We start from the raw sequence: 19,556 nt of genomic DNA, 5'->3' as shown, positions 1-19,556 counted from the left end.
AAACATTTGCAATTTTAATTGCAAATGTTTTTTATAGAATCACTATTATTTGTAATATTTTATAAATTCCTCCCTGTATCATTTATTGAGTTTTCCGTAATATTCATTCGCTTTTTCAAGGGGCATATTATGGGTAAATTTATTATCAATAAAATAAGTATTTAGCTTAAAATTTTGTTTCTTTGGTAAACTAAAAACTTTTCATGCTTGAGCACTTTTTCTGATGGTATTTACATAACCTGAAAGATTATTAATAAGTAATGTTAATTCTACTGAATCTTCAGTTATAAATGGAGCAGCAAGATAGTAAAATGCACCGCTATGATGAGCATATAAAATATAAAGATCATTATTTTCAAGATGTTGATAAATGTTTTTATAATTTAAAAAAGATTTTTCAAATTCAGATATAATTTCTGCATGTGTAGGCTTATAGTTTTCTAGAGTATGTAAATCTCGATATCTTTTTATAATTAGATTCTCAAATTCATCTTTTGTAGATATTTTAATAAGTTTACTTGTATCTTGCGTGCCATAAAGTGGATTAGTTACATGGTTAAAAAACTTAAATTCATATCCAGAGCCATTTTTTTTATCAATTTTTTGTTTATAAGAAGATATTGATGGTACATATAAACTATTAACAGAACCTATGGTGTTTAGTTTTGCTCGAACTTGGCCATGAATTTCATACACTTTATTTTCTAACTCAGTTTTAAACCTGTTATGGTCTTCTTGAGTATTGGGTTCAGAATCAATGGGTGAACAAGATAAAGAACTAAGAGGAAATACAATGCCACTGACTCAAATTAATATTTTTTTGATTTTAGTCATTTCTTACCACATGAGTAACTGCAACTAAGTCATCAACAAAGTTATTAAAATTTATAGATCCAACTTTTTTAATAACATATCTATATAATCCCGGTTTTGCAGCTTTGTATTCAATAAGTTCATCGTTACTATTTATTGTTTTAACACTTTTTATATTTACTCATTTGCCATTAGGTTCTTGGAATTCAAGGCTCAAGTCATAGTTTGTAAACCACTTTCCGTCTTGTTTTTTTCATGCCTCATTAAAAGTTAGTTGGTTTTCGCTTTTTTTATGGTGTGTGTTGTCTCAAATTCTTTGTTGTTCTTGAATTCTACGATTCTCTAATTCTTGTTCTCTTTGCTTTGCAGAAGAAAAAAAGCTAAAAAATGAATTTCATCAATTTGTTTGTTTTTTCTGAGGTCTTTTTTCGGGTGTATTTAAAATACCTGCATTAAATAACCACGAACTTGAAACTTTTATGGTTTGGTTAGCACCTAAATAAATTGATCCACTTGTAAAAATTGTGCCACTTCCGTTATTAGGGTTTGTTTTTATAGTTCTATAGTTTCGAGCTGCTTCATTCATTTTAATACCATCGGGAGTTCCAGCCCCATATTTTTGTTCATAGCCACTACTTTTATAGTTAAGTCCAGTTAAGCGCGGAGTGACTGCTGAAGCAGATAAAATAGATTTTATAATTGGTACTCTAAATTCACTAGTATCAATTCCTGGATATAATTTTAAAAAATTCGAAACAAGTCCAGTGATAAGTGGAGTTGCCAAACTTGTGCCATGAGCATATAATTTTTCTTCTTTCTTCATTCAAGTTTCATAATACATATTATAAAAAACGCCAGGTGCTATAATTAATGGTTTGGCTAAATCAGAATACTTGCTGTTTAATTTATAGTTTGTATAGTAAATTGCCTTATTTCTATCGATATTATCTGGGTTTGCATTAATACCTAATGCTCCAACAACAATTGAATTAAATGATAATTTTTTTTGAGTGATTTGGTGGATAGGATTATGACCATCATTACCAGCAGAAATTAAGTTAATAACACCATATTTTCTTGCTATATAATCTAAATAATATGAGTCATCATCATATAGTCTATAATAATTATTTAGGTCTAGTATGTCCGCGCCATAACTGTGGTTAATAATTCTTACACCATCTTCCAAAACCATTTTTTCAATTGCAAATTGTCATTCCCCGCGTGTATTGTATTTAGAAAGATAAATAGTTGACTTTCTATCAACACCAAATTGGCTTCCAGCAATCATAGCTACATTAGTCGCATGCTCATCATTATCATTTTCTAATGGTTTAGATAGTCCAGATTCATTAACTTTTATTCCACCTTTGAAGAATTCAGAATATTTAGAATCATATTTATTCTCACCGACTTCTAAAATACCTATTTTACCAACTTTATGATGATACATTCCTGCAGCTTCAGCTTTAATAATTGCGATATTTTTGGTAATCGAATTTTTAAAATCACTCATAGATTTTGTTGGAGCTATGTTAAGGTTTGAATATGTTTTACGGTAATATTCAAATCCTGTATTATTTGCCCAATAACTTTCTGATTTAACTTCATTTTTAAAAACAATAACCCGAACAATTTCCTCTAAATCTTTAATTTTATTTGCAAAATCTTCGCGATCTTTTTCGGTTTCAAAGTAAAAGTAAATAATTGGCATTATTTTGCTTTGAATAGAACTAGTAAATTTTAAGCCCTTACTAGATACTTTTTCAACAAAGTGCTTGTTGAATTTTTGTATAAAATCTACGTTGTCCAGTTCAAACCCGGGGTTTAACAATAACTTTAATTCAAAATTATTGTCTACTGGAATTTTTAAAACTTGACCATTATTGAACGATTCAGTATCATAAATTTGTTCCCTAATTTCAAACTTTTTATTAGAAATGTTTTCATATCAAATTATATTTTTATTGATTTTATTATATGGCGCTATTGAAGCTAATGTAACAACGCTACTAAATGTAACCAATGGCCATATAATGAATTTTTTGAATTGTTTTTTTTTCATAATTTTACCTCATTTTTTTATAAAGATTTAATGGAGTAATTAATATATAAGTAGTATATTAATAAAATAGTGTTGCAATAAGTTTTATCCTCCATAATAATTATACCATATTGTACCGCTTTTCATTTTATGATTATGTGTAACACGGATAAAAAAAATTTAGCATTTTTATTAAAAAAAAGCAAATCAAAAATTATAGTGACATCTAACTTCTAAATAAATTATTTTCGTGATACATAAAACAACCTCGTAGATTACTAAAATTTCATAATATTTATTAAACCTATAAATATTTGTATAAAAAATAATCAACAATCATTTTATTGATTGTTGATTATTTAATTGTTATTTTTACTATATTTTGCTCTTAATTTATTAATATTTTCAAAGGTTGCTAAATATTTTACAAGGGCAAAGATAAAAATATAAATTGCAAAAACTGTAATAATATCATATTTATATCAAGTTCAAATTAGTATCGGTTCTTTGTCAGTGGGTTTGTATAAGGGCATTCAAAATAATGTCATTGTAACGCCAATTATAAAAGCAATAATTTGTAAATAAATAACTTTTAATTTATTGTAGTAAGCGAGTAGAAAACTGCTTACTAAAAAGCCCGCTGTATACAAAAAACTAAGAAGAATACGATAAGGAATTTTTAATTCATAACTAGAATTAAAAATTATTTGTCAAGGAATTAATTTGTCACTTATTAATAAAGTAGCAATTGTCATTAAAAAAAAGGTAACAAAAAATATTTTGTTTCATTGTTTTTGTGGATTTGTTTTTTTTAACATTATTTTTTATTTACCTTTAAATCAGTAATATAACCTATAAATTCATTTAATGGGAGTGTAGTAGAATTATCTTTACCATATTCGCGATAAGTTACGGTGTTTGAAAATCGTTCTTTTTCACCTAAAATAAGTTGGATTTTTGATTTAGAAATTTGTGCCTCTCTAATTTTTTTATTTAAACGTTCTGCAGATAAATTTACTTTTGACCTAAATCCAAGGCTAAAGAGTTTAGTATTAATTAACTTAGCATATTGAACATCTTCATCAAAGTTTGTGGCAGGAATTATTGTAATTTGCTTTGGTGCAAGTCAAAATGGTAATACACCTTTAGTTTGTTCTAATAAAATTGCAACAAATCTTTCATAAGTTCCAATTAAGCCACGATGAATTAATACTGGTGTTTCTTCTTCATTATTTTTATTTATAAAACTCATGGCGAATTTTTTAGGTAATAAAAAGTCTAATTGTAAGGTTGAAACTGTGATTTCGTGTCCTAATGCAGTATAAATTTGAATATCCATTTTAGGACCATAAAAAGCCGCCTCACCTAATTTTGCTTCATATTTTACATTTAATTCATCTAATACATTGCGAAGTTGTGTTTCAGCTTCATTTCACATCATCTCATCATCATAATACTTATCTTTATTTTCCGGATCTCTTAATGATAAAGAAACATAACTAATTTGGATGTTAAAAGATTCTAAAGTTTCTTTAATAAGTTGATACATTAATTTAAATTCTTCAGAAATTTGCTCTTTTCGTACAAATAAGTGCCCTTCAGTTAACAGCATACCACGCACTCTTTCAAGACCAGTTAAAGCACCTGATTTTTCATAGCGATATAGTTGAGATTGCTCAGAGTAACGAATTGGCAGATCACGGTATGAACGCTTTTCACTTTTATAACATAAAATATGGTGTGGGCATGTCATTGGACGAGGAATTAACCTTTCATTTTCAACCACAATAGGTTTAAACATATCATCTTTATAATGAGCTAAATGACCTGAAATTTGGTAAAGCTCTTCTTCTCCAAAATGAGGTGTTAAAACTTCAGTAAAACCATATTCACGATCTTTTTGTAATACTAGGTTTTTAATTTCATTATGAATGTACATTCCATCTTCTAACCAAAAAGGTAAACCTTGTCCACCTAACTTATTAAACGTAAATAATTTCATTTCTTTACCAATTTTACGGTGATCTCGTTCCTTGCGATCTTTTAAAATTGCTAAAAATTCTTCTAATTCAGCATTTGATTCTCAAGAAGTTCCATAAATTCTAGTTAATTGAATATTATCAGAATTGCCACGTCAATATGCTCCAGCTAAATGAAGTAATTTAAAATGTTTAATATGTTTGGTATCTTGAACATGATCCCCAGCACATAGATCTGTGAAAATAACTTCATTATTTTGAGGATCTACTAGTGAATAAAAAGTAATGGTTTTATTTTGCTTTACTAATTCATCATATAATTCTTTTTTATATGGTTTATTTTCAAAACTATATTCATCAATGCTTACTTGCTTCATAACTAAATTACGTGAAGCAAGTTTTTTCATTAATTTTTCAATTTTAGTTAGTTCTGTATCACTAAGCGGGTCAATAAATTCAAAATCATAGTAAAAGCCTTCTTCGGTTGCTGGTCCAAATCCCAGTTTTACGCCAGGATATAATCTTTCAATAGCAGCAGCTAGTAAATGTGATGTAGTATGGTTTAATTGTTTATTTGCTTTCATTTTCACCTCCGTAAAGTCCTATTTTGTTTTGTAAATTATTTATAGTTTGTTTTGCAATTTTTTGAGCTTTTAAAGCTCCTAATTTAGTAATATGGTTAACTTGTTGTAAATAAATTTGGTATTTGCTTTGAATTTGGCTTAATAAATCTTTAACACTTTGGGCAACTGCTTCTTTAAAGTCTTTGTAATTAGCATCTTTAAATTTCTCTTCAGCTTCTGCTAAAGATAAATCATTAAGTGAAGCATAAATATTTAATAAATTTAAAATACCAGGTTTAGCTTCCGAAATATAGATCCTATTTTCTGAATCTGTGACAGATTTTAAAATTTTATTATAAGCGCTTTGGGGATCTTCTAATAAATAAATAGTTGATTTAGTGCCCCTTTCACTTTTTGACATTTTTGCATTTGGGTCAGTTAATGATTTAATTTTGGCTCCAATTTTAGGCAAAATTGCTTGAGGAATTTTTAGGTTCGTTTTGTAATTCTTGTTCAATCTTTGTGCAATATTTCGGGTCAATTCTAAATGCTGAATTTGATCTTCTCCAACTGGTACAACATCAGGATTATACAGTAAGATATCAGCAGCCATTAAAACTGGGTATGTTAATAAACCAGTTGGGATTTTTTTAGTACCATTAGCTTGCTTTAATTTTGAGGCTTGATCTTTGAATTGTGTCATACGCTTTAATTCACCTAAAGTAGTTTCAGAGCTACATAACCATTGCATTTGAGCATGTTCTAAAATTTGTGATTGGTAAAAAATTGCATTTTTTTCATAATCTAGGCCACAAGCTGCATATAAAGCGACTATGGCTTCTCGAGCACCCTTTAATTCATTAGGGTTAACTTTACCAGTTGTTAAAGAATGTAAATCAGCAACAAAGATGTAGGATTCGTACTCATTTTGCAATTTTACAAAGTTTTTGATAGCCCCAATATAGTTACCTAATGTTAGGGATCCAGTTGGCTTAATACCACTTACTAATCGTTTCATAATCCTCCATATTAAAAAGTTTTTTAATAATAAAATATTTTAAGTATATTTTGAAGCAATTAAAATCATTGCTTCAATTACACTATGTAAAATAATATTGGTTAAATTGAATTTTTGAAAATATTTTAAATCACCACCAGTATAAAAAACTGGAAAATTTATTCTATTTATATCATTTATCAAACCGATAATACCGTAATAATTACCATTAATTATACCAATTGATAATGCATCTTTAGTATTAGTAGCTAATGATTTTGCTATTTGATAATTTAAATCTTGCTTATTTATTAATGAAATATTTTCAAAGAATGATTTTACACCTTGCTTAATACCCGGAAGTAAGATTACTCCTTCAAGAGTTTTATCAATAATTTGGGTAATAACAGTTGCGCTGCCAAGGGAAACTAAAATAGCAGATTGATACTTATTGGCAATTAAATAAGTATTTAATAAAATATCAATTCCTACTTCTTTAAAGTTAATTAAAGGGTTTAATTCTAAAGTAAGGTTTTTAAATATAAATTGATGGTTAATTAACTGAATCTTAATTTTTAGTCTTGTTATAATGTTTATTAATTTATTTGTATATTTTAAATTTACACTACATAATCATGCTTTTTTTATTTTATGACTAAAATTATCCAAGATTTCTTTAATTAATTTATATGAAATTAATTTAACATTTAAAACCTTCACAATTGTTTTATTATCTTGTGTTTGAAAACCTATTTTTAAAGCTGTATTACCTAAATCTAAATAAATCATTATTGATTAAACATTAAAAATGATAATTTTACCCTTAATAAATTCTTTGTGTTTAATTTCTTTACCTTCTATAAATTTTTGTACATTTGGATGGTTTTGAGCTAAAGCAATAATTTGCTGATCATCTATATCCGCAGTTTTTTCAATAATAGCACGAACTTTTCCATTAACTTGCACAACTACTTTAACTATTGATTCTTTGATTAGTGATTGATTATATAAAGGCCAAATTTGGTCTTTTATTTGTTTTTTGTCTAAAAGTTCTAATAATTCTTCAGAAATATGTGGAGCTAGTGTTGAGAGCATAATCAAGAAATCAACTAAAGGTTGAAGGTTATTTAATTTTGTTACTTTATATAAAGCATTGATAAAGACCATAAGTTTACTAATTGCAATATTAAATTTTAATTGATCTATTGCTTCGGTTACTTCTTTAATTGTTGCTTGTCATACTGAATTAAATTCTTCATCTTCATATGAATCATCAATTAAAGTAGGATTTAAAGCAAATTTTTCAATAATCACAAAAACACGGTCTAACCACTTACGAATACCTTTAATTGAACTCACACTTCATTCTTTAGTATCAGTTAATGGGCCCATAAACATTTCATAAACCCGTAAAGTATCAGCACCATATTCATTAACAATATCATCTGGGTTAATGACATTACCCCTACTTTTAGACATTTTTTGCCCATCAGGTCCCAAAATCATTCCTTGATTAACTACCTTCATAAAAGGCTCAGAGACTGGCAAAATATTTATATCATATAAAAATTTATGTCAAAATCTAGAATAGATTAAGTGCCCAACAGCATGTTCTTGTCCACCGATATATAAATCAACGGGAAGCCATTTTTGAAATCTTTGGTATGCTTCTTTACTTTGGATATCTAAATATGTTCCATCTGAATTTTTTAAAATATAGGCTAAGAAATATCATGAACTACCTGCCCATTGCGGCATGGTATTTGTTTCTCTGCGATATTTTTTACCATTACGTTCAAAATATAACCATTCTCTATTATTAGCAAGTGGTGATTCACCAATTAGTGATGGTTTAATATTTTCCATATATGGCAATTCAACAATATTTTCTTCTAAGTAAATATTGTTATCTTCATCAAAGTAAACTGGAAAAGGTTCTCCTCAATATCTTTGACGCGAGAAAATTCAATCCCTTAGTTTATATGATATTTGACTTTGTGCTAAGTTTTGTTCTTTTAATAAATTAAAAACTAAAATTGTCCGTTCTTGTTTAGATTGCTTTTCAAAATTAACTAAATCAATTATCCCAAAGTTTTTAGTTGGAAGAATCGAAGGTACATCTAAGTTATATTTAGTAGCAAAGTCTTGATCACGTTCATCTTCAGATGGAACACCCATAATTGCCCCAGTTCCATAAGTATTTAAAACATAATTAGATGTTCAAATTGGTAAAACTTCCTGAGTAATTGGATGAATGACATTTAAACCAGTGTATACACCTACTTTTTCTTTATTATTTGAAATCCTGTCTCGATCACTAATTGTTTTAGAATATTCTAAGAATTCATTTACTTCTTTCTGGTTTTTAGCTCTCTTAATAATATCATGTTCGGGCGCAACAATTAAAAAACTTACTCCAAAAATTGTATCAATTCTTGTGGTAAAAACATCAATAAAATCATCTGAATTTTCTAATTTGAATTTAACAATATGTCCGACAGATTTTCCAATTCAGTTTTCTTGTAATGTTTTTAGTGATTCTGAAAAATCAACATCTTTTAATCCTTCTAAAAGTTTTTCAGCATATGCAGTGATTTTTAAGACTCATTGTCTCATTGGTTTGCGAATAACTGGGAAATTGCCTCTCTCACTAACTCGTTGACCATTTTCATCAGTTATAACTTCTTCATTAGCTAAAACAGTCCCAAGTTCTTCGCACCAGTTAACATCAATTTCTTTAATTTCGGCAAGGCCTTGTTCGTATAACTTTTTAAAAATTCATTGTGTTCATTGGTAATATTTTGGATCAGTCGTATCAATTTCTTTATCTCAGTCAAATGACATTCCAAGACTTTTAAGTTGCTTTTTAAAAGTTTTAATATTATCTTGTGTAAAACTTGCTGGATGGTTACCAGTTTTTAAGGCATATTGTTCAGCGGGTAAACCAAAGGCATCTCACCCAATTGGATGAAGCACATCAAAACCATTTAAACGTTTATAACGAGCTACAATATCAGTAGCTGTATAACCTTCAGGGTGACCAACATGCAGTCCTGCTGCTGAAGGATATGGAAACATATCTAAAGCATAAAATTTCTTATCATGATTATTTGTTGTTTTGAAAGCTTGAGTTTTTTCTCAAATTGCTTGCCATTTTTGTTCAACTTCTTTGTGTTTATACATAGTTAACTAATTATAACCTAAAATAACTATATATATAATATATAACTTAAATAATATATAATATGATATTATATGTATAATTAAATAAATTAACAAAGTTGATATCATATTATGTAAGGAGAAACAAATGGCAAGATTTATTGATGAAATAACAATTTCATTACAAGGCGGTAAAGGTGGAAATGGAATGATTTCTTTCCGCCGTGAAGCCCACGTAGATAAAGGCGGGCCTGATGGGGGTGATGGAGGCCGTGGTGGTCATATTTATTTTGTAGGAGACCATGGAAAAAATACTTTACTAAGTTTTTATAAAAATAAACATATTAAAGCAGAAGATGGTGTTAATGGAGGCCCTAAAAACTTGTATGGAGCTAATGCTAAAGATACCTACATTAAAGTTCCAATTGGAACTTTAGTATATAATGGTGAAAAATTAATTGCAGACGTAATTGAGGCAAATACACCATATTTAGTAGCAAATGGTGGAAAAGGGGGACGGGGTAATAATAAATTCAAAACAGCCAAAAACACCGCACCTAAAATAGCTGAAAATGGGATGCCTGGGGAAAAATATGAGGCTAAAATAGTTTTAAAAATTTTATCTGATGTTGGGTTAGTTGGTAAACCTTCTGCTGGTAAATCAACTTTTTTAAATGCAATTTCTAATGCAAATGCAAAAGTAGCTGAATATGAATTTACTACCTTAGTTCCTCAACTTGGAATGGTTAAATATCACGATGATTCATTTACAATTGCTGATTTACCAGGGCTTATTAAAGGTGCTTCACTAGGAAAAGGTTTAGGAATACAATTTTTAAAACATATCGAAAGATGTCGAATTATTGCTCATATTATTGATTTTGGATCAGTTGATAAAGATCCTGTCATTGATTATCAAACAATTAATAATGAACTTAGTTCTTATAATTTAAAACTGGAAGAAAAACCTCAAATTGTAATTGCAAATAAATCTGATATGGAGGTTTTTCAAGATAATATTGCCAAATTTAAACAAACATACCCAGATATAGAAATCATTGAAATTTCAGCTATTTTTAGGCAAAACCTTGAAATAGTTAAAGTTAAATTAGCAAATTTAGTTAAGCACTATGCACATGCAACTATCGAAAAAACAAAAGAAAAAATTAAAGTTATTGAATATGAACCAGATTTTAAAATTGCAAGCCCTTATAAGGGACATTTTATAATAAGCGGTAAAAAAGTTGAAGAGTTATATAATAAAATTCCAATTAATACTTATGATAATTTAGTTCGTTTTAATAATATTCTTAAAAAAATGGGTGTTTGAGATGAATTAATTAAAAGAGATATAACCCCGGGTGATACTGTATCAATTTACGGGTTTGAATTTGAATGAGAAAATGAATCATAAAAAACAAAGCTATGCTTTGTTTTTTGTATAATTTTATTATGAATGATTTTTCTTTAGAATTACATGAGAAAGTGAATACTGTAGCAAATAAACCAGGAATTTATTTATGAAAAGATATAACTGGTAATATTATTTATATTGGAAAAGCAAAAAACATTAAAAAAAGATTAAAACAATATTTACAAGGATCTGAGAATTCATATAAAACTACCAAAATGTTTCAAGAATTAGCAGACTTTGAAATGGTTTATACTCTTAATGAGCGTGATGCATTACATCTTGAAGAGAAAATGATTAAAGAGTATAAACCAAAATATAACATTAAGCTTGTAAATTCCCAAAAAAATCCTTATATTAAAATAAGTATTAATAAAAAGAATTTAATTAATTTTAGTTTTAGTTCAAAAGTATTTAAAAATAATGATCCTGATACAAATTATTATTTTGGACCTTTATTTTATAATGATGATCATAAAAACTTTATTAACGCACTTAAGAGCATTTATACCTATAAAAACGGATTTTTGATTACTAGCCAAAGTTTAGAAGAAGCCAAAAATATATTCAACGAAATAAAAAGTATTTTTGAATTTAAAAATAATAATTTTAATCAAAAATTACAAGAATTAGAAAATGAGTTTGCATCTAAATTAGATTTTCAAAATGCATTAATGTATAAAAAAGCACAAGATTTTTTAATTAAAACAAAAATGCCTCAGGTTACAGAAATTCATAAAATTAGTTTAATTGATTATATTTATGTTAAACAAATTAATCAATTAATATTTGTAGCTCTCAAAACATATAATTATGGGATAGTTACAAATATAAGTATTAAATATTATGAATTTAATGGATTGTTACAAGAATTTTTAGAATACTTTTTAAATAATTATTATAAAGATAAAATTATCCCTAAAAAACTTTATTTAAATAATGAATTAGAATCTTTAGACTTAATTATAAATAATGAAATGCAGAAAATAATTAGTTATCCAAAAGTTGGTATAAATCAAAAAATTTTAAATAACTTAAGAGATAATATTGAAGAAAAATATCAATCCTTAGGTTTAAATATAAATGAAAATATTTTACAAGAATTAAGCCTTAAGTTAGGCTATCAAGATTTAATCCAAAATATTTATATCTTTGATAATTCATTTGAAAAGTCAAAAGATGGAGTGGGTGTTGTATTAAGTTTTAACTTAAAATCTAGCTCAAAACCAAAAGTATTTAAATGGTCTTTGGAAAAAGATATTCAAAAATTTAGTACTGAAGATGATTTAAAATATATGTATTTAAATACACTTCAATTTTTAAAAGTAAATCAAGATAAAATTAATCAAAATGATCTTTTTGTTGCTGATGGAGCGATTAGTCAAATTAACGAAATTAAAGAAGCTTTAAAAAATTATAATTTTAACAATAAGGTAATTGGTTTAGTTAAAAACCAAAAGCATCAAACAAGTAAAGTTATTAATGATCAAAATATAACTTTAGAAGTATCAATTAGTACTTTCAATTTTTTAAGCAATATTCAGTTCTTAGTAGATAAAAAAGCAAAAGAATATTTAAATAAAACACGTAACAACAAAATTAGCAATTCACTACTCTTGCAAATACCTGGGATTGGTAAAAATATAGAAAATAAATTACTGCAAGCATTTTCTAATATCAAAAAAATAAAAAATGCACCAATATCAGAAATAGCCAATGTTGTTGGGAATAAGTTAGCATTAAAAATTAAAGAATATTTTGAAAATAAATAATATCTATTATAAGAAAGTAAAAGAATAACAATATTCAGATACTTCTGAATATTGTTATGTCTATTTGCTCCAATCGTTCAATTTTTCTTATTACTAAGATATTATTCATATTCAAAATTAATATTTAAATCATAAACATTTTGAATGTTTGTTTTATCAATAATTAAAAAATAAGTTTTAAACCAATCGTCAGCTCCAACAGATGCATTTCCACCTAATTTTTTGTCTGAATGAAATAAGAAGAATCGATAACTATTATTAAAATTGAATTTAATATTTAGTTGCTGTGCTGCCTTATCAAAAGCAAAGCTTTTGATATTTAAACCTTTTTCTCTGTTATCTGATTCTGAAATTTTTTTATATAAATAATTATTTAAAATTACAATATCTTGTGTATCAAAATTAACTTTATCTAATAAGCCAATATGTTCTTGAATTATTTTTTCTTTATTTTGGTATTTTCTTGGATTATGTTTTTGTAATAACTGAATAAATTGTTTTTGATTTTTTATTAAATAGCTTGTTAGTTTTAAATTGTCTGTTTGTCATTTTAGTTTATTTACATCATCATAATTAATATTGTTAAAATATTTATATGCAATGTCACTAGAAAGATAATTAAATTCATTTTCTTGACTATTTTCTTTTCATCTAGAATAACTTTTCTTATCCTTATCTAGGATTTTATCTTCATCTATAACAAATAGTCTCGGACTTACACCTTCTTTGGTCCAAGCATTTTTATCATTGTTTCAATATGTATGCTCAGAAATTAAACGAGATTTTTCAATTGTTTTAACTTCATAAAAGTAAACTCCAAGCAAAGATGCAGGTAAAATAGCTAGGATAAAAGTTACCAAAAAATACTTTATAAACTTTTTTTTCTTAGTTTTGTTTCACATATGTAATTGCAACTTCTACATTTTGTTGTTCCATTTTATATGGATATGCTTCCAGTATATAATAACCATCTGATGGGGCGGTAAACTCAATTACTTCAATGTTTCTATTACCAAAATTAGAAATAGCTAATTGATACCCAGATTGACTTTTAATTTTAAAATCTATGTCAGTTTTATCGCCCAATCTATTATGTAAAAAAGCTAAGGAAGCTCTTATCTTATCGCCCTTTTTAAAATACATACGTCGAGAATTTAAATAGGGCGGATTATTCTTATTAACATTTTTAATGACAATTAAAGATTGCATTGCTTCTTCAATTTTATTATATTGTGGTATACCATAACCAGTTTCATCAGTATAAATTGAATTTACACCAGCAGGTTTTCTTGATCCTGTTATTAGTGCCGATTTGAAGATAATAGAATCAGAACCAAGATCAAATTTGTGTGGGTATTTTTGTTTTAACATCCCGGCGATTGCCGTTACAACTGGTGCTGAAAACTCGTACCTCTATTTTGATAACCTGTTTTTTTACCGTCATGTATCGATTCGTCAGTAAATGTATATTCACCGCCAGGGGCTACTACTGAAATATAATTCGAATTATTTCCTATTTGGCTATAATTTGATTTTTGTTCAAGGCTTGCGTCACTTGTAGCACCGACTATAATACTGTTCTTTGATAATGTTAATCCGAAAATCTCCTTGGAATTTTTATTATATTGGTTTCCAGCTGAAATAACATTTATTAATTCTGGATTCTCAAATATTAAGGTATCTAAGTATCCAGGAAGAAAACTTAAAAATAATGTAAATTCCTTCCAAATATTTCAACTATTATTTACAATATTTGTGTGTTGAAGCAAATAATTAAACTCACCAGAAAGGCCGTTTCAATATAAATTCACTTCAACAGAAACTATACCAGCTGTTTGATTAATCCCCTTTTTACCAGCTATTAATTCCGATACTTGGGTAGCATGTCTTGACCACTTCTCATAGTAAAATGGTTCGTTTCTCCAACTAATTCCATTACCATATTTTTGATTTCACTCAAATGCTTTTGAGTGTACTTCTACGACTCCTTCATATTCTAAAACACCTATGTTAACTTTTCTATCAATATAATTATAAAAATGTTTTTGTCTAGTGGACTGATCCAAGCCGACAAATGAAAATAATTTTTCGTTTTGCAGTTCATGCTTAAAGTTATTAAAATTATAACGCCCACCAGGGTAATAACTTTGAGATTCCATGAAGTTCTCATTTTGTTTGTTTATTTGGAAATCTTCATATTGTGTATTTGTATTAAACTTATAAATATTACGATATTCGATATTGTGTTTATCTAAAAAACTAATTAATAAGTTATTTAATTTTTCATGATTTGTATTTTTTAAATAAGCAATTGATAAAACTCCCGTAAATTCATCATATTTTACCGGTAAATTTTGATCAATATTGTTATGAATAAAGTTTTTAATTAAATCAGTCTGTTTCTGGTTTAACTTTGTAAAAACTTCTAACCTATTAACACCAAAGTTAATTGTATAGGTCTTTGAATTTGCATCACTATTAGTAACAAATGCAGTTTCTAAATTAATATTTTGAATTTTTATATTATTTGTTATAATAGTATTCGGACTATTTACAGTATAGATTCCATTTATGGCAACTAATGGAATTGCGGATGCTGCTATAGACGAAACAATAAATATTTTTTTAAGTTTTTTTGTGTACATATATAACTCCTATTCATTAAGTATTATCAATTTTTTGCCTTAAAAAATCTAAGGCATTTTAATTATACCATTTTTTGGTATTTATAATAAAATTATATATATAAAAAAATATATTGTTTTTTGGAAAAGTCACTTGCGAGATGTTAACAAAATAATTGTCTTTTAATTTTAACATAATTTTTAGATAAAAAAATGTATGAGAAAACAGAAAACACGGCAGTGTTTTCTCGTCGGTTTTGCTTACTTTTGTCAAAAGTAAGGCCCCTTTGATTGCAATCAAAGGCGGGGGATTAAAAATTTCTTAGGTTATCTTATATTTCCGGACAACTTGCCGATAGTTATTTATTTTATCCATCATATAATCAATTTCTTGCTGAGAGTATTTATCTAAGCTTTTTCCTTTGGGAATGTAATACCTAATTAAGCGGTGCATATTTTCTATTGAACCTTTTTGTCATGAACTATATGGTTGGCATTTAAATAATCTTTCAGTTGGAATTACCTGGTGCAATAAGACATTTTCACTACCATTATCAACTGTTAAAGTTTTAATGTCTAAGTTATGTTTCTTGATTAGTTTTAGAAGAGTTTGTTTTATAGCTTTGGAGTTGCGTTTTGAGAGCATAGCATAAGACATTCTGGTTTGCCGTTCAATTATGGTTACAATACAATAGGTATCATTGATTTTGCCAATAACGGTGTCTAATTCAAAATGGCCATGTTCAGAGCGATCATTAATATAAGCTGGACGTTTTGAAATTTCTGTTGCATATTTTAATGTTTTAGGTTTGGTTTGCTCCTTCTTCCTTATGCCATATTTGCCTTCAGATTTTTTAACAATATGGTCAAAGTCAAGGAAATAAGGGTATTTTTTGATTATTTTATAAATTGTACTAGGTGAAGGAGCAAATTCATCAGGGGAGAATTTTTTAAAACAATTAACAAGATAGGTAACTGATTTCTTAACTTCTTTTTGCTGCAAATTCTTTTTATTTCTATTTTTATTGTATGTATTAAGCTCACTATACCAATATTTTCTGTAGGCCTTTCATTTCTCTTTAATTGTATCACTTACAAAAAAGAGTCGCGAAAACTAATAGCCTAATAAATGTTCATATAGTTTGCTAAAATTAAGGGTTTTAACACGCATTACTCTTTTTGAACACTTAGGACAAACATAGCGATTGTGTTTATCTAAACTAAGTGGTCTGCGATTTGTAATAATTTTAATTTTGCTTTTTATACTTCGAATGTCTCTGTTAAAAATCTTGGCTACTTCTTGGATTGAGAAGCCTTCAGAAAGTTCTTGTAAAATATTATAAAGTTGCTCTAGATCGATTTGATCTGATCGTAATTTTCGTTGTGTCCCAAGTGCTCCTTGCATTTTCAAGATAGTGTTGTAATTCTCTTCAATTTTAAAATGTTGATATTTATTTTCTTTTCGACATTTGTCAAAAACACAAATATATTTTTCTAAATTTTTCATATAATTTTAAAGTCTCCTTTCATTTTTTAAAATTTATTAATACAACTATTTTATTACAAGGCAGACAAAAACAATGTCACATGCAAAAAACTTGCATGTGACATTTCCAATTAATAAATAAAAAATATCTGGAAATATTTCCAGATATTTTAGATCTTTATTTACTAAATTACTTCATATTGATCATCATCAGTTTCAAAGCGGGCATTAAAGCCGGCACCTTTGAGTGCTTGAAGAATTTTATTTTGTCCTGTTTCAACAATAATTTCTGTGTTTGAATTAAAAGTTCCGTCGCTTCAATTGATTAATGTACGTAAGTTAGCGATACCAGCTCCAGTTAATGTATCGCCATTAGTTTTATCAAGTGAGAAGAATTTAATTTTCTTAGTACTTTTGCCATTACTAAAGAAGATTTTTGAGCGATCGTCAGGAGTTTGTGGACCTTCAGTGATTAAAATCTCGCTAAATTGAGCCACGTTCATTTCGGCAGCTGATACTTCTCAAGTATCAGAATTATTGTAAAGTTTAATACGTTTTAATCTACGTTTTGAGGAATTATTGCCTAAAATATCGTGGAACTGCATTCCAGCTAAAGTTTTAACACTTGGAGCATAGCTAAAATCTACACCAAGAGGCCATGAGTTTCCGTCTCTTCCAGAATCAGGTTTAGTTCCACTACCTCAACCACCTTGGAAAATTCGTTCATTGTTTCTGGTTCAATATGCCATTCTTAAACCTAAGTTAACTTTCTTAAGGTCATAATCACCTTTTTCATTTTTAACATCTTCTTCATCAAATGATAAATTATCAAAGGTAATACGAGTATAAATTCTTTCTTGACTATTTAAGTATGCTCAGTTAACATTGTAATCATTCATATTTACTCAAGCAACTTTATTTAAAGCTCAAGGGTTAATTGCTCAATCGTTAGCATTACCATTTAATTTTTGGTCCGTATACATTGCAAGCTCATCAATTTCTTTATCTTTAATAAACCTAATTGCAGAAGTATTCTTAGATGCAAAGAATAATTCTAATAAAGGTAATTTTGTAGGTAAAGCAGCAAAAATTTTATCCATATTTTGATCTGCACCTACTAAACCAATATTTTTGAAACGGTATCCAGTAATTTCATAACCATCTTTTTTCAGTCTTTCAATTAAAGCAAGTGCATTTTGGTAAGCTTTTGGTTGTTCAACATCAATTTCAACAACTGTTGCTTCTGTACGGTTAACACCTTGAATTTCCTCGCGTCTTGTATATTTAGTAATTGTGATGCCGTAAAAACCACCTATTAAATCACCATATCCTTTATTAATAAATTCTTGATTTAAAATACGATCATCTCAATTGTAATATTTACCACGTTTAATATCATCTGAATTTCTAGTTGGCCATTGCGAATTATTACCTAATACTTTCTTAAATTTATTATCTTCAGTGTAACGACGTTGCACATTATTAATTGGTGGGCTAAAAGTATATGATTCTCATTCACCTTTTTCATTTACTCAAGTTTGGGTGTATTCCTCTGGAATAACAAAACCATTTTGTAATTGACGCTGCACCTCTGCACTAACTTTAGTAATTTTGCTTTGGTCAATGTGCATTAATAAAAGTAATCTACCATACGGAACACGAATTTTATCATTTGATCTATATGGTTTTCATTCAACTATTTTTGGATCATCTCACCATCTGTCAAAGTTGGCTAAACCAGTTGGATCAACAAACGTTCTTAATAATTCTTTATTTTGCAATAATCTTTCATAACGTGCTCATAAATTACCTAATTGCTCAGGTGCCCCTCCATCTCCAGCTAAGTATGCATTTAAATTTTCAATGTCTTGATTTTCATCGTGGAATAAATCATAATAACCAACACCCTTATTCTGAAAAATATAATCATTTTTCTTAGCTCCTCTTGCAGCAATAACACCACTAAGACGAATGTTTTCTTCAGTTAAAGCACCAGTAATTGATACAATCTCTTCAAACTCATTTTGGTATGGAATACGGTTGGCAATTCCATTATTTATATCATATTTTTCATCCTTAGGCGGATTTAAAACATCGATTTCGGCAAGATATTTAATTCCACCTTGGTTAATTTCTCTTTTTTCTCTACGTTGTACTCTTTGATATTCGGGCTCAGGTTTAGGTTCTGGTTTAGGCTCTGGTTCAACTTTAATTGGTTGAGTTGGCACAGGAGCCTCAGGAGGAGCCGGAACTGGTTCTTCAACTGGAGGAACTGGGGCAGGTACTGGCACAACATCATCCTCAATTTTTGGAGGATCTTCAGGTTTTGTCTCTTCTTTAATTTCTTCTTTAGGATCTTCAATAATCTTCGGAGGATCTTGAACAATTATAACTGGTTTGTCAATTTCTAAGGGTGGAGTTGGTTTAATTTCTTCTGGTTTGCGATCTAAATTATCATCAAAAGCATTTGGGAGTGAATTCTTTGGATCAGCTTTATCGTTATCTAAAAAAGTATTAACTCCTTGTTGGATGTTATACTTGTATCTATTTTGAGCATCAATTTGTAATGATTGAATAGTTGTAAAAATAGTAGTTGCTCCAAGAGCACCGGATACAACTAATAAACCTATTTTATGTTTTCTTCTAAACTTCATATACTTCCTTTACTTATATAAATATTTATACATTATTTTCTTTTATTTACT

15 protein-coding genes are annotated in these 19,556 nt (G+C 27.9%); 2 read left to right on the top strand and 13 right to left on the bottom strand.

Translation table 4 applies throughout. The features are described 5' to 3' along the window. Positions 1-45: 45 nt before the first annotated feature. The 7 genes from AC0B4N_RS02710 to leuS form a co-directional block, all read right to left on the bottom strand. Positions 46-834, bottom strand: coding sequence for a hypothetical protein (locus tag AC0B4N_RS02710; protein WP_465102327.1), 789 nt, complete (start codon positions 832-834; stop codon positions 46-48). Continuing rightward, on the bottom strand, positions 827-2,878 hold the full coding sequence (locus AC0B4N_RS02705) for a S8 family serine peptidase (protein WP_465102326.1): 2,052 nt from the start codon (positions 2,876-2,878) through the stop codon (positions 827-829). The genes AC0B4N_RS02710 and AC0B4N_RS02705 overlap by 8 nt, the downstream gene beginning before the upstream one ends. Before the next feature lie 338 nt (positions 2,879-3,216). After that, positions 3,217-3,675 (bottom strand): hypothetical protein, encoded by a 459-nt coding sequence (locus tag AC0B4N_RS02700; RefSeq protein ID WP_465102325.1) that lies wholly within the window; start codon positions 3,673-3,675, stop codon positions 3,217-3,219. Next, positions 3,675-5,420, bottom strand: coding sequence for a threonine--tRNA ligase (gene thrS, locus AC0B4N_RS02695; protein WP_465102324.1), 1,746 nt, complete (start codon positions 5,418-5,420; stop codon positions 3,675-3,677). Before thrS ends, AC0B4N_RS02700 begins: the two co-directional genes overlap by 1 nt. Continuing rightward, positions 5,407-6,417: a tryptophan--tRNA ligase gene (trpS, locus tag AC0B4N_RS02690; RefSeq protein WP_465102323.1), complete on the bottom strand. Its 1,011-nt coding sequence runs from the start codon at positions 6,415-6,417 to the stop codon at positions 5,407-5,409. The genes thrS and trpS overlap by 14 nt, the downstream gene beginning before the upstream one ends. Positions 6,418-6,456: 39 nt before the next feature. Next, positions 6,457-7,185: a type III pantothenate kinase gene (locus AC0B4N_RS02685; RefSeq protein ID WP_465102322.1), complete on the bottom strand. Its 729-nt coding sequence runs from the start codon at positions 7,183-7,185 to the stop codon at positions 6,457-6,459. A 6-nt stretch (positions 7,186-7,191) separates the two neighbouring features. Next, a complete protein-coding gene (gene leuS, locus AC0B4N_RS02680; RefSeq protein WP_465102321.1) occupies positions 7,192-9,579 on the bottom strand; it encodes a leucine--tRNA ligase in 2,388 nt (795 codons plus the stop codon). Between the two features lie 127 nt (positions 9,580-9,706). On the opposite strand from leuS, the gene obgE reads away from it, so the two are divergent. Continuing rightward, positions 9,707-10,972, top strand: coding sequence for a GTPase ObgE (gene obgE, locus AC0B4N_RS02675; RefSeq protein ID WP_465102320.1), 1,266 nt, complete (start codon positions 9,707-9,709; stop codon positions 10,970-10,972). Between the two features lie 38 nt (positions 10,973-11,010). Beyond that, on the top strand, positions 11,011-12,741 hold the full coding sequence (locus tag AC0B4N_RS02670; protein ID WP_465102319.1) for a GIY-YIG nuclease family protein: 1,731 nt from the start codon (positions 11,011-11,013) through the stop codon (positions 12,739-12,741). Between the two features lie 101 nt (positions 12,742-12,842). Here AC0B4N_RS02670 and AC0B4N_RS02665 read toward each other — a convergent pair whose 3' ends face one another. The 6 genes from AC0B4N_RS02665 to AC0B4N_RS02640 form a co-directional block, all read right to left on the bottom strand. Beyond that, positions 12,843-13,601, bottom strand: a complete 759-nt coding sequence (locus AC0B4N_RS02665) for a hypothetical protein (protein WP_465102318.1) — start codon at positions 13,599-13,601, stop codon at positions 12,843-12,845. A 25-nt stretch (positions 13,602-13,626) separates the two neighbouring features. Then, positions 13,627-14,112: a hypothetical protein gene (locus AC0B4N_RS02660; RefSeq protein WP_465102317.1), complete on the bottom strand. Its 486-nt coding sequence runs from the start codon at positions 14,110-14,112 to the stop codon at positions 13,627-13,629. A 14-nt stretch (positions 14,113-14,126) separates the two neighbouring features. Continuing rightward, the gene (locus AC0B4N_RS02655; RefSeq protein WP_465102316.1) at positions 14,127-15,386 is read right to left on the bottom strand and encodes a S8 family serine peptidase; all 1,260 of its coding nucleotides are present in this window, start codon (positions 15,384-15,386) and stop codon (positions 14,127-14,129) included. A gap of 301 nt (positions 15,387-15,687) precedes the next feature. Continuing rightward, positions 15,688-16,368 (bottom strand): IS30 family transposase, encoded by a 681-nt coding sequence (locus tag AC0B4N_RS02650; protein ID WP_465102315.1) that lies wholly within the window; start codon positions 16,366-16,368, stop codon positions 15,688-15,690. Positions 16,369-16,479: 111 nt separating this feature from the next. Then, positions 16,480-16,872 carry a hypothetical protein gene (locus AC0B4N_RS02645; protein WP_465102314.1) on the bottom strand — a complete coding sequence of 131 codons (393 nt, stop codon included), beginning with the start codon at positions 16,870-16,872 and terminating at the stop codon, positions 16,480-16,482. Positions 16,873-17,036: 164 nt separating this feature from the next. Next, a complete protein-coding gene (locus tag AC0B4N_RS02640; RefSeq protein ID WP_465102313.1) occupies positions 17,037-19,505 on the bottom strand; it encodes a putative immunoglobulin-blocking virulence protein in 2,469 nt (822 codons plus the stop codon). Positions 19,506-19,556: the final 51 nt, after the last annotated feature.

The organism is Mycoplasma sp. 13536 (assembly GCF_055523495.1).
This window is presented reverse-complemented; position numbering and strand designations above follow the sequence as displayed.